Here is an 11,844-nt window from a genome sequence, read left to right on the forward strand (position 1 = left end):
GTTGCCGGTTCGCCGCAGGCGCCGGTCCGTTCCCGGGCGCCGGCCGGCGGGCATCAGACGACCGGTTCTCCTTCGGGTATCGCCCCGTCGGGAGACCGCGCCGTCGCCAGGCCCGCGAGGAGCCCCGCGCCCGCCGTCACCGGAGTGAAACTCAGCGCGTTGCCCACGGTCGCCACAGCGGCCAGCGCCGTCAGCGCGGCCCCGGCGGTCAGTACGACGGGAGTGGCGCGCGGCGAGCGCCACAGGGCGTACAGAAGCCATCCGAAGGCCGCCCCCAGCAGCAGAACTCCCGCGACACCCTGCTCCGCCGCCAGTTGGAACAGCGCGGAGTGCGGCTTGCCGTCCGAGTTCAACGACTCCAGCGCGGTCGGACTCAGCTCGCCGAACCGGTCGGGCCCCGCGCCCAGCAGCGGATTGGCCCGTACGAGATCCACCGCGTCCTCCCACAGAAGAACCCGGTGCGCCGTGAGCTGTCCCTCCAGCGACGCCGCCAGCCCTTCGGGCAGCGCCTGTACCGCCACCGCCCACGAGACGCCGACCATCAGACACGTCGCGCCCGCGAAACCCGCCAGCCCCAGCAAACGGTGGCGCATCCTCGCCGCGGCGAGTGAGCAGAGCAGCACCCCGACGGCCGCCGCCATCCCCGCCACGGAACCGAGCACGGGACCACTGAGGGCGGCCACCCCCGCCGAGACGAGCAGAGCGTTCCGCCGTCTCACCGTCCCCGCCGCGGCTGCCGCGCAGCAGGCGGCTCCCACGGCCAGGACCAGCAGCGCGGCGACGGCGCCCGTGTCACCGGGCGGCGCCGCGCTCTCCGCTGTCTCGCCCGGTACGTCGTGACGGGCGGCGACCGCCAGGACGTACGCCGCGACGGCGAGCGTGCCGGCCGTGGCGACCGGCGCCAGGGACCCCGAGATCCGCCCGCACGTATAACCGGCGGCGACCGCGAGCACGGCCAGCAGCACACCCTCGGGTCTGCCCTCCCGGCCGGCCGAGCTGACCAGGGCCCACACCGCACAGCCGACGAACACCACGGTGCCGACGATGTCGGAGGTGCCGCTGTGCTCGCGCGCGACGGACCGGCTTGCCGGTACAGCCATCCCGTGGACCCCCCGACCCGATCACGCCCTGGTGCCGGATCGGCCGGGGCACCGTACAGCCACCCCAGGGCTGCGCACACGGTAATCGCAAGGGAGGGGGCATGTGGAGATCTCGCACGGAAACATTGCGCTATGAAGTGAAGTGCCGTTCCCGGCGGAGCCCCTGCCCACAGGGCGGACTGCCGCCCTCCGGAGCCGCCACCGTAGACTCCGCCGGGTGAGCACCACCATCACCCCCGTCGAACCCGCCGAGCCCGTCCCCGCGCCCGGCGGCAGGCGGTGGCCGCGCCGGTTCGCACGGCCCGGCGCCGCGGTGCTGTCCGGGCTGCTGCTCTTCGCGAGCTTCCCGCCCCGGCCGCTGTGGTGGCTGGCGCTGCCAGGATTCGCCCTGCTCGGCTGGACGCTGCGGGACCGCCGTCCACGTGCCGGGTTCGGACTCGGCTTCCTCGCCGGTCTCGGATTCCTGCTGCCGCTCCTGAAGTGGACGGGCGAAGAGGTGGGCCCGCTGCCTTGGGTCGCGCTGGCCGCGGTGTCCGCGCTGTTCATCGGCGTCGTCGGTGTGGGGATCGCCGCCGTGTCGCGGCTGCCCGCGTGGCCGGTCCTGGCCGCCTCCGTATGGATCCTCGGGGAGGCCGCGCGCGCACGCGTGCCGTTCGGCGGCTTCCCCTGGGGCAAGATCGCCTTCGGTCAGGCGGACGGTGTGTTCCTGCCCCTCGCGGCGGTCGGCGGCACCCCGGTGCTGGGCTTCGCCGTGGTGCTGTGCGGCTTCGGTCTGTACGAGGTGGTGCGGCAGGTTCTGGCGCACCGCGCCGGTCGTGGTGACGACACCCATGACACCGAAGACACCGAAGACACGGAGCGCGACGGCGGCGGCGGTCGCACCGACGGCGCGGCGCGGCCGGTTCGGCGGACCGCCGTCGCTGTCGCCGTGCTGTCCGTACTGGTCCCCGTCGCCGGCGCCCTCGCCGCGCTGCCCCTCGTGGACGACTCGGCCGAGGACGGCACCGCGACCGTCGCCGCCATCCAGGGCAACGTGCCGCGGCTGGGCCTCGACTTCAACGCGCAGCGCAGGGCGGTGCTCGACAACCACGCCGAACGCACGGAGCAGTTGGCCGCCGACGTGAAGGCCGGCAAGGAGCCGCGGCCGGACTTCGTCCTGTGGCCCGAGAACTCCTCGGACCTCGACCCCTTCCGCAACGGCGACGCGCGCCTTGTCATCGACGACGCGGTCAAGGCGATCGGTGTGCCGACGGTCGTCGGCTCGGTGCTCTCGCCCGACACCGGCAAGCTGCGCAACTCCCTGATCGAGTGGGAGCCCGGGAAGGGGCCCGTCGCGACGTACGACAAGCGTCATGTCCAGCCGTTCGGCGAGTACATCCCGATGCGTTCCTTCGTACGGATCTTCAGCTCCGACGCCGACCGGGTGCGACGCGACTTCGGACCCGGGGACAAGGTGGGTGTGTTCGACCTGGCCGGGACGAAGGTCGGTCTGGCCACCTGCTACGAGGCGGCCTTCGACTGGGCGGTCCGCGACACCGTCACCCACGGGGCGCAGATGATCACCGTGCCGAGCAACAACGCCACCTTCGGGCGCAGCGAGATGACCTACCAGCAGCTGGCCATGTCCCGTGTGCGGGCCGTCGAGCACAGCCGGGCCGTCGTCGTTCCCGTCACCAGCGGCGTCAGCGCGATGATCATGCCGGACGGCGAAGTCGTCGACGAGACGAAGATGTTCACCCCGGACGCGCTCGTACGTGAGATGCCGCTGCGCTCCTCGCGGACGCCCGCCACCCGGATGGGCACCCTGCCCGAGGCGCTGCTGGCCGCGATCGCCGTCGGCGGTCTCGGCTGGGCGGGCACTCGGGCCGTACGCGCCCGCCGGCGCCCGGCCGCCGACGACGCCGGCTGAGGCGGGACGGGGGCACGCGGACCCGGGGACCGCCACCGGGGGTTCCTTGGCGTCCGCATAGGGTCGCGGCATGGGAACGCCAGACTTCATCCGAGAGATCCGCGCCACCGCCGGGCACCAGCTGCTGCTCCTGCCGGGAGTGAGCGCGATCGTCTTCGACGACGACGGGCGGGTGCTGCTGGGCAGGCGCGCCGACACGGGCAACTGGTCGATCATCGGCGGGATCCCGGAGCCGGGGGAGCAGCCCGCGGTGACGGCGGAGCGCGAGGTGTACGAGGAGACCGCCGTGCGCTGCACGGCCGAGCGCGTCGTCCTCGTCCAGGCACTGCCGGAGCCCATCACGTACCCCAACGGGGATCAGTGCCAGTACATGGACATCACGATGCGCTGCCGCGCGACGGGCGGGGAGGCCAGGGTCAACGACGACGAGTCGGTGGAGGTGGCGTAGTTCCCCGTGGACGCGCTGCCGGAACTGCGGGAGTTCGCCAAGTTCCGCATCAAGCAAGCACTCGCCGACGAGCCGACCTGGTTCGAGCCGGGCACGGGAGCCTGACGAGAGCCGGCGCCGGGCGGCCGCCGGGACTACTGCAGGGCGTGGACCGCCGCCGCGAAGACCGAGGGGAGGCGGGCCGCCGTGGGCACGATCAGGCGGGCCGCGCCCGGTCTGCGGGTGGCGCACAACAGACCCTCCGTAAGGAGGCGGTGCCGTCTCGTCAGCTTCGACCAGGCCGCGGGGTACGTCCCCGGCCGGTCCTCCGCCAGCGCGCGCACCGCCGCCCCCGCCGTGGAGAGGGCCAGGGCGACTCCCTCCCCGGTCAGCGCGTCCACGTAGCCGGCGGCATCGCCCACCAGCAGCACCCGGCCGGCCAGCGGACTGCTCACCCGCTGCCGCAGCGGACCCGCGCCGCGCACACCGCTCGCCGGCCGCTCCCCCAGCAGCGGCGCCAAGTCCGGGAAGCGGGCGAGGTGTTCGCCGTAACCCCGCCGTTCGCGGCTCAGCACCGCCACGCCGACGAGATCGTCCCCGACCGGTGTCACATACGCCTCGCCGTGCGGCGACCAGTGGACCTCGACGAACTCGGACCACGGCGCCACCTGGAAGTGCCGCCGGAGCCCGTAGCGGGACGGGGCCCGGTCCGGCAGCTCCAGACCGAGGCCGCGGCGGATCGGCGAGTGCAGCCCGTCGGCGGCGATCAGCCACCGCGCGGTCCGGCCCCCCGCGTACACCCGGTCGGCGCTCTGCCGTACCTCCCCGACCTTGCCCCGGACCGTCTCCACCCCCAGGGCGTCCGCCCGGCGCCGTAGCGCGGCGTGGAGTTCGGTACGGCGTACACCCCGGCCCGTACCGTCCCGGAAGCGTGCCTCGGCGCCCCGTACACCGTCCCGGTAGCGGATACCGCGCAGTTCGCGCCCCGACACCTCGACGCCCATCGCGCGCAGCGCCGCCACGCCGCCGGGCATGATGCCCTCGCCGCATGCCTTGTCCACCGGGGTGGTGCGCGGCTCCACCACCACCGCCCGCAGTCCCGCCCGTGCGGCGTGGATCCCGGCGGCGAGACCGGCGGGGCCACCGCCGGCGATCAGGACGTCGATCACGCGGGCGCACCGGCCGGTGCGGTCCCGAGCGCCGTGTTCTCGCACCGGATACGGACCGCCATCAAGACCGCGTTGAGTCCGGTGAAGACGGCGGCCGTCACCCACGCCCCGTGCACCAGCGGCAGAGCCAGCCCTTCCGCGACGACGGCGACGTAGTTCGGATGACGCAGCAGCCGGTACGGGCCGCCGGACACCAGCGGCAGGCCGGGCACGACGATCACCCGCGTGTTCCAGCGAGGCCCCAGTGTCCGGATGCACCACCAGCGCAGCGCCTGGGCCGCGACGACGACCCCCACCATCGTCCAGCCGAACGCGGGTACGAACGCCCGCCCGGCCACGGCCGTCTCGGCGAGCGCGCCCGCCAGCAGAGCCGTGTGCAGGGCGACCATCGCCGGGTAGTGCCCGCGTCCGGTCTCCGTGCCCCCGCGCTCCAGGCTCCAGCGGGCGTTGCGCCGGGCGACGACGAGTTCGGCGACGCGCTCGCACGCGACAGCGAGAACGAGGGCCGTGTACCACCACATGTGTTCTCCAACTCACCAGCGAAGCAGGACGAGTTCACAGCAGAAACCGGGACCCATCGCCATCATCAGGCCGGGGCTGCCCGGTTCCGGGGGACCCTCGGCGAGGGTGTCTCGCAGGATGTGCAGGACGGACGAGGATGAGAGGTTCCCCACCTCGGCCAGGGAGCGCCAGGTGACGTCGAGCGCGCCTTCGCGCAGCTCAAGCGCCTCGGCCACGGCCTCCAGGACCTTGGGGCCGCCGGGGTGGCAGACCCACCCGGTGATGTCGGCGGGCGTCAGACCGTGCTCCGCGAGGAACGCGCGTACGTCGTCGGGGAGAAAACGGCGGACGACCTCGGGCACCGACGAATCGAGGACGACCCGGAACCCGGACCCCGTGACCGACCAGCCCATCACATGCCCGGTGTCGGGGTACATCCGGCTCCGCGTGGCGACCACCGACGGACCGGCCACCGTCGGGCCGACCAACGAAGGACCGGTGACCGACGGACCGGTGACCGCCGGGCCCGGCGGCCCCGGCGCGGGAAAGTCCTCACCCACCGCCACGAGCGCCCCCGCGCCGTCGCCGAACAGCCCGGTCGCCACCAGATTCGCCAACGAAGCGTCGTCGCGCTGGAAGGTGAGCGAGCACAGTTCGACCGAGAGCAGTACGGCCACCTGTTCGGGCCAGCCCCGCAGATAGTCGTGGAGCCGCGCCACGCCCGCCGCTCCGGCGGCGCAGCCGAGTCCGAACATGGGCACGCGTTTCACATCGGGTCGCAGCCCGAGCCGCCCGACAAGGCGCGCGTCCACGGAGGGAGCGGCCACGCCCGTGACCGAGGTGAAGACCAGGAGGTCCACGTCCTCGGGCCGGAGCCCCGCCGAGCCGAGCGCCCCGCGCACGGCCTCGGCGCCCAGATCACTCGCGAGTTCGATGAACACGTCGTTGGCGGCACCGAAACCGTCGATCTTGACGTAGTCCTCCAGCGGCAGGGACATGTGGCGTGTGCGCACCCGCGCGCTCTCGTGCAGCCGGTCGAGCACGTGCCGGTCGGTACCGGCCGGCAGACACGTGCTCGCCACCATGTCGGTGATTTCGGACTGCGGATGGCGGTACGGAGCGAGGACGCCGTGCACGGCGGCGATTCGGGTCATCGATTCCAGCCTGGGGATGTCATAACCGTCCCAACAGCCGAAGGAAGGGATGAGACACCGTAAGTCGCCCGTCCGGCTGCCACGCCGATGTCTGCCGCGCGCCTACGATCGGCCCGTGGACGCCGATGTGGACCCGGGAAGCAGTACGCGCGAGGCCGGGACCGGCGACGCCCAACCCCCTTGGGGGGCACGGCCGCTGAGCGCCGGACGGGCCCTGGCGCTGTCCTGCCATCCGGGACCGGTGGTCGCCGTCACGACGCTCACCCTGGCGCTCGGGGCCACCGCGGGCCACTCCACGGGCCGTTGTCTGCTGCTCACCGTCGCGGTGCTGACCGGTCAGCTCTCCGTGGGCTGGTGCAACGACGCCTACGACGCCCTGCGCGACACCGTCAACGGCCGCCGGGACAAGCCCGTCGTCGCGGGGAAGGTCGGCCAAGGGACGGTGTGGGCGGCGGCGTTCGGCGCGCTCGCGCTCTGCGTGCCGCTCTCGCTGGCCTGCGGCGCTCTCGCGGGCACCGCGCATCTGGTCGCGGTGGGCGCAGCCTGGGCGTACAACCTGCGGCTGAAGGCCACGGCGCTCTCCTGGCTGCCGTACGCGATCGGGTTCGCGAGCCTGCCGACTCTCGTCTCACTGAGTCTGCCGGGCAGCCCCTGGCCCGCCTGGTGGGCCGTCACCGGCGGCGCGTCGCTCGGCGTCGGGGCGCATCTGGCGGATGTCCTGCCGGACATCCGCGGTGACCTGGCCACCGGCGTACGGGGGCTGCCGCACCGACTCGGCGCCACCGGTTCCCGGTTGCTGCTGCCCGTCCCGCTGGTCGCGGCGTCCGTGGCGCTGACGCTGGGTCCCCAGGGCCGTGCGGGCGTGGGCGCCGTGCTCGTCCCGCTCGCCGCCGCGGCGATCGCGGTGGCCGGGCTGCTGCTCGGCCGCCGCCGGGAGAAGGCGCCGTTCGTCGGCGCGGTGGCCGTGGCGGCGCTGGACGTGGGGCTGCTGATGGCGCACGGAACCGGCGTCACCTGAGCCCCACGGTCCGGAGGCGGACGGGAGTCCAGGTCCGTCAGCCGTCGTGCCGGACGTCGTCGCGCCGCTCCTGGCCCGGACGGGCGTTTCCGTTTCCGGTGCGGACATCGTTGTCTCCGCGCCCGCGCCGGTCGCCTTCCCTGTCCTGTCGCCCCTCGCCCCGTCCCGGCGTCTCGAAACCGGGGCCGCGGCCACCACCGCCGCCGTGAGCCCCGCCGCGTTCCGCGGACTGCTCCGGCTCCGCCGACCTGCCCGTGTTCCGGAGTGCCGACTTCGTGTCGGCCGGCGGCACCGCTCCCCGGCCGCTGCCGCCGACGATCGGCAGAGACCTGGGGCTGTTCGGCGCTGTGCTGGTCGACCAGTTCTGGAGCGTGGACTCGTCACGGGTCTTCGTGACGACGGACGTACCCGCCACGGGAGTTGTCGGGACCACGGCCAGCGAGTCGTCCCAGCGGGGGATCACATGCCCCTGCACCGTCAGGTCGTAGCGCACGTCGGTGGCGTTCTCGGCGGGCGGGTCGGTGCACGGTCCGAGGATCAGGGAGCCGTCCACCGTACGGGAGTTGAGGCACAGGTCCTGGTCCGCGCCGTTGCGCAGCAGCCCGTCCTCCTCGTACAGCCACAGCTGCGTCTGCGCGGACGTCGAGCAGATCGCCAGCGTCGCCTCGGAGCCCGCGGTGGGCCGGGTGTCCCGGAGGTCCAGGCAGAGGTCGGCGTCCGCGCTGCGCAGTGTCGTCCGCAGCGGGCCGGGCGGGACGCCGTCCGCGCCCGTCGGCGGCTTCGGGCCGGGACCGGAGACGCCCTGCGATCCCGGGTCGGGCGAGGTCGTCGCGGTGCCCGATCCGATGGGCGCGGACGGTCCCACCGCCTCGCCGCCGCTCTCACCGGCGGTGAGGCTGGAGACGGTCACGGCGAGCAGACCGACCGTCACCAGGCCGAGCCCGCTGAGGAGCACGGTCCTCGGTCTGCCCGGAGTGGCCAGCACCCGCTTGCCCAGCACCGTGACCCGGGGCAGCACCCGGGGCCGCCCGCCCAGGGAGTGCCGTGCGCGGCCGCGCACGCCCGCGGCCCGCGCGCCGCCGCGCCTGCCCGGCCGTGTGTCGAGGTAGCGCCTGCCGTGCGGGCCGAGGACCGCCTCGGCGAGCAGGACGCCGGGCCGCCCCTCGGCCTGGACGAACTGCTCGGCGGCGTACGCGCAGTACGAGCAGACCGCCAGATGCTGCTGGATGTCCGGGAGCAAAGCACCGCCGCGCCGCAGGGACACGTCCAGCAGACGGTTGTAGTGGCGGCATTCCTTGTCCGGCGCGAGTTGGATATGCGCGCGTACACAGCCGGACCGGAAGAGTTCACCCGAGTGTTCGAGTTCGGTGAGCGCGATTTCAGGATCAATGCCGAGCAGACCGGCCGGTACGGTTATGGGCTCCGCCTCGACGGCCGTATGCCAGAGCAGGTACCGCGAGGGTGTGGGCATTGCCTGGAATGCGTGGAAGGCGAGCCGCCGATTCTCCGGGGGCGCCGGCATGTCGGGGCTCCCCGGGCCGGCGCCGGCCGGGCGGCCGGGGTGCTCCCAGACCGTATCGGCCTGCTGGCCCTCAGCCGCCCAGACATTGGCCGTGTGCCGGGCCGCCGTGAGGAATTCGGGCCGCAGCGCCGGCACCGCGCCGGCGCCGCGGAGGGTGTCGAGGACCTTGCCGAAGGCCGCGGTGGCGAGCATCGAGGCGGCGTCCGGTGAGGGGGAGCGCATTTCGGCGTAGTCGAGCAGGGCCTGCCAGTGCCGGGCGAGCAACAGCGCGGTGGCGTGGTCCTCCTGGTCGCTCTCGCGGGTCCTCAGCGCGGCGACGAGATCCGCGTCCGAGCCTTCGGAGCGGGGCCCCGGCGGGTGGGCCGGAGGGGGCGGGGTGGTTCTGGACGTACGAGGATCCTGCACAGAGGTCCTGCCTTCCAGGGCACTGAGTGGGGGGTGTCCAGTCCCTTGACGCGAGGGTGGCGGCAGTGATTTCCGGCCGACTGAAAGGGGGGTGGTCCGATTGGTGCGTACCTATGGACGGTGGTGATGCCTCCGGGAAAATGACCTGTGGGTGTAAAGCGGCGGACGGTGACGGCCGGAGGAGCCTTTCCGGGCGGTCGACCGCCGCCGAATCGAACGGCTGAGCGCTCCCGGCATTGCTGCCGACTGAGCGCGTTCACCATTGCACAGCCCGTGTGTGTGAAACAAGAGATCTCCAACCGCCGCTATTCGATTGGCCGTTGAAGAACGAGTTGGGCAAGGATTTGTGCCGCCGCGGTCCAATTCCGGCCGCGCGAAATACCGTAGGTAACCGGTGAAAGGGGTCGCCGAAGAGGCCCCGAAGGGCCGCTCCGTACCAAGGTCTTCGCAGTTGCACCGCTTCGGCAACTCTACGGCCGACGGCGGGTCCCGGTCGACACGGGACCCCCTCGCCCGCCGGCCGGACCCCCGGACAGGGCCCGGGCCTGCGAGGATTCTCCGGCAGAGGTCTAGACGGGGGGCGGTGAGGCGAGCCAGGCGGCCACGGCCTCGGCGATCGGCTGGCTCGTCTCCAGCTCCACGAAGCCGAACTGGCCGCCCTGGTTGCATTCGAGAAACCACCACGTGCCGTCGGTGTCCTCGGCGAAGTCGAAGGCGCCGTAGGCGAGATGGGCCACGCGCATGTAGCCGTACACGGCTCGCGTGATGCGGTCGGGCACCTCGACGGGCTCCCAGTGGTGGCCGGTCGCGCCGTACCGGCCGTCGACCTGCCCGGGGTCGGCGACCTTCCGCGCGGCGAACAACTGGTGCCCGACGCAGGTGAGCCGGATGTCGGCCCGCTTCGATATGTAGCGCTGGAGCAGGGTGGGCCCGGCGGCGACCGACTCGAAGTCGGCGCCGGGCCCCACCCGGGTCGTCGGCAGCGAGACCGGCGGGTCGCCGGGCGGCGGGCCGGTGATCGACTTGACCACGATCTCCCGGTGCTCGGCGGCGAAGAGCCGGGCGATCCGGGGGAAGGTGGTGACGAGGGTCGGCGGTACGGCGAACCCGCTCTGGTGCGCGACCCGCAACTGCCAGGGCTTGAGGCGCGCCTGGGCCGCCGCCTGCGGATGGTTCATCCAGCGCGCCGACGTGGAGTACAGCATGCCGAAGAAGGCGTGCGCCGACTCCGCGGTGAGCCAGGGGGAGGGGGAGGGCGCGTGGGCCGCGCTCGCGCCCGGCCGCCGCACCCATATCGAGCGCACCCCGTCCATGCTCAACAGGCGCCCACCGGCCGACAGATGGCCGCGGAAGTCGCCGCTGACGTACTCGGCGGACATCGCCGCCTCGCCGGGCAGATCGGCGGGGTCGAAGCGCACCAGAGGTGTGCCGCGCCCGTGCAGCTCCGCCACGACCATGTCCGCGGTGACGTCCTGCTCGGCGGTGAGGATCAGCACAGTCATCGGGTAGCCAGGGCGGTCAGTCGTCGAAGTGCGTCTTGGAGCCGGCCGTCGAGGTCGTGGACCCGGCGGCCAGCAGCAGCGCACGGTCGGCTATCGCGGGACGTCCGTCCGGCAGGACGTTCAGCTGGAGCGTGGAGTCGTAGGTGAAAGGTCCGACGACCGGTGAGCTCTCCGCCGGGAAAGCGTAGTTCAGCGCGAACGGTCGCATGATTCTCCTCCACTGCCCCACGAGTGCGTTTCTGTCACGGAGGTAACAATACGTGGCGAAGATGTAATGGTCTCAGTACGGAAAGTCACATATGACGCACCGTCAGGCGGAGGACGCTCTACCGTCCTCCGGACCTGGGGGGACAGCGCTCGCCGCGCCGGAACGGCGTCGCGAGAACGTCTCAAGTCCGTTGCCGAAAAACTGAGTTCAGGGCTTCTTCGGGGCCGGTATTGGGACATCCTGTCGGGATCCAGCCAGTTGTCCCCACGTCCGGAGGCCGCGGATGCGAAGACCTGGGGGCGGTCGAGAGGGGCCCGGACGTCGAACGGCCGGGGCGGGAGAATTCCCTGCCCCGGCCGCCTGGGGCCACCGCTCACCGGTGGCCGCCCGCCCGTCTCAGAAGGTGAAGACGGCGCCTCTGCCCCCGTTCAGGGCGCACGAGTTCGAGAAGGTGTGGACGTAATCCACCCGCTGCCCCTCCCACACGCCGTCCGCCGTCACCGTGACCGGTTCCCACTCCTTCGTGCAGACGCGGTTCGTCCCGGAGGTGGTGATGGCGTCGAACTTGGCGCCGTTCCTCTTGAGTTCGGAGCAGGCGGCGGCCGCGTCCGGGTGGCTGCCCGACGGGGTGGGCCCGCAACTGAGCGTGACGGCGCGCCGTACCGTACCGGTCTTGTGGTCAGCACCGTCCGTGACCGTCAGCACCAGTGCCGACGGCGCGTACAGGCTCTCCCCTCCGGTCGGCGAGGTACCGACCTGAGCCGGCACGCCTCCGATGGATGCCGCTTCGGAGGGCGCCCCTCCGGTCGGCAGGGCGCCGGCCGTGCCGGTGAAGCACAGACTGCCGATCGCCAGTACGGCTCCACAGGCCGCAGCCCTTGCGATGCTCCGCATTTCGAACACTCCCTGGGGTCGATGTCTCGGACAAC

At 72.7% G+C, this 11,844-nt stretch carries 10 protein-coding genes and 1 pseudogene; 3 read left to right on the plus strand and 8 right to left on the minus strand.

Translation table 11 applies throughout. From position 1 onward, the window contains the following. Window positions 1-53: 53 nt before the first annotated feature. Window positions 54-1,100: an O-antigen ligase family protein gene (locus IEY79_RS02890; RefSeq protein WP_189105675.1), complete on the minus strand. Its 1,047-nt coding sequence runs from the start codon at window positions 1,098-1,100 to the stop codon at window positions 54-56. Window positions 1,101-1,317: 217 nt separating this feature from the next. Between IEY79_RS02890 and lnt the strand changes: the two genes are divergently transcribed. Together lnt and IEY79_RS02900 are read left to right on the plus strand one after the other, a co-directional pair. After that, the gene (lnt, locus tag IEY79_RS02895; RefSeq protein WP_189105676.1) at window positions 1,318-3,009 is read left to right on the plus strand and encodes an apolipoprotein N-acyltransferase; all 1,692 of its coding nucleotides are present in this window, start codon (window positions 1,318-1,320) and stop codon (window positions 3,007-3,009) included. Window positions 3,010-3,079: 70 nt separating this feature from the next. After that, window positions 3,080-3,562 (plus strand): annotated as a pseudogene (locus IEY79_RS02900) (NUDIX hydrolase). A 29-nt stretch (window positions 3,563-3,591) separates the two neighbouring features. Here the strand turns inward: IEY79_RS02900 and IEY79_RS02905 are convergent. Genes IEY79_RS02905 through IEY79_RS02915 form a run of 3 tightly spaced genes read right to left on the minus strand, consistent with a single transcriptional unit; the run spans window position 3,592 to window position 6,260 of the window. Further along, window positions 3,592-4,605 carry an NAD(P)/FAD-dependent oxidoreductase gene (locus tag IEY79_RS02905; RefSeq protein ID WP_189105677.1) on the minus strand — a complete coding sequence of 338 codons (1,014 nt, stop codon included), beginning with the start codon at window positions 4,603-4,605 and terminating at the stop codon, window positions 3,592-3,594. Next, window positions 4,602-5,126: an isoprenylcysteine carboxyl methyltransferase family protein gene (locus tag IEY79_RS02910; RefSeq protein ID WP_189105678.1), complete on the minus strand. Its 525-nt coding sequence runs from the start codon at window positions 5,124-5,126 to the stop codon at window positions 4,602-4,604. The genes IEY79_RS02905 and IEY79_RS02910 overlap by 4 nt, the downstream gene beginning before the upstream one ends. A gap of 12 nt (window positions 5,127-5,138) precedes the next feature. Continuing rightward, a complete protein-coding gene (locus tag IEY79_RS02915; protein WP_189105679.1) occupies window positions 5,139-6,260 on the minus strand; it encodes a type III polyketide synthase in 1,122 nt (373 codons plus the stop codon). Window positions 6,261-6,375: 115 nt separating this feature from the next. Between IEY79_RS02915 and IEY79_RS02920 the strand changes: the two genes are divergently transcribed. Further along, on the plus strand, window positions 6,376-7,278 hold the full coding sequence (locus IEY79_RS02920) for a UbiA family prenyltransferase (protein WP_373292453.1): 903 nt from the start codon (window positions 6,376-6,378) through the stop codon (window positions 7,276-7,278). A gap of 37 nt (window positions 7,279-7,315) precedes the next feature. Here IEY79_RS02920 and IEY79_RS02925 read toward each other — a convergent pair whose 3' ends face one another. The 4 genes from IEY79_RS02925 to IEY79_RS02940 all read right to left on the minus strand — a co-directional run bounded on the left by IEY79_RS02925 (window position 7,316) and on the right by IEY79_RS02940 (window position 11,809). Further along, window positions 7,316-9,205 (minus strand): RICIN domain-containing protein, encoded by a 1,890-nt coding sequence (locus IEY79_RS02925; protein WP_189105681.1) that lies wholly within the window; start codon window positions 9,203-9,205, stop codon window positions 7,316-7,318. A 569-nt stretch (window positions 9,206-9,774) separates the two neighbouring features. Further along, entirely contained in the window at window positions 9,775-10,707 is a 933-nt protein-coding gene (gene tgmB / locus IEY79_RS02930; protein ID WP_189105682.1) for an ATP-grasp ribosomal peptide maturase, read from the minus strand. Between the two features lie 16 nt (window positions 10,708-10,723). After that, the gene (gene tgmA, locus IEY79_RS02935; RefSeq protein ID WP_078078718.1) at window positions 10,724-10,915 is read right to left on the minus strand and encodes a putative ATP-grasp-modified RiPP; all 192 of its coding nucleotides are present in this window, start codon (window positions 10,913-10,915) and stop codon (window positions 10,724-10,726) included. Window positions 10,916-11,311: 396 nt separating this feature from the next. Then, window positions 11,312-11,809: a subtilase-type protease inhibitor gene (locus IEY79_RS02940; RefSeq protein WP_189105683.1), complete on the minus strand. Its 498-nt coding sequence runs from the start codon at window positions 11,807-11,809 to the stop codon at window positions 11,312-11,314. Window positions 11,810-11,844: the final 35 nt, after the last annotated feature.

Source organism: Streptomyces camponoticapitis (assembly GCF_014646115.1).
GTDB lineage: Bacteria > Actinomycetota > Actinomycetes > Streptomycetales > Streptomycetaceae > Streptomyces > Streptomyces camponoticapitis.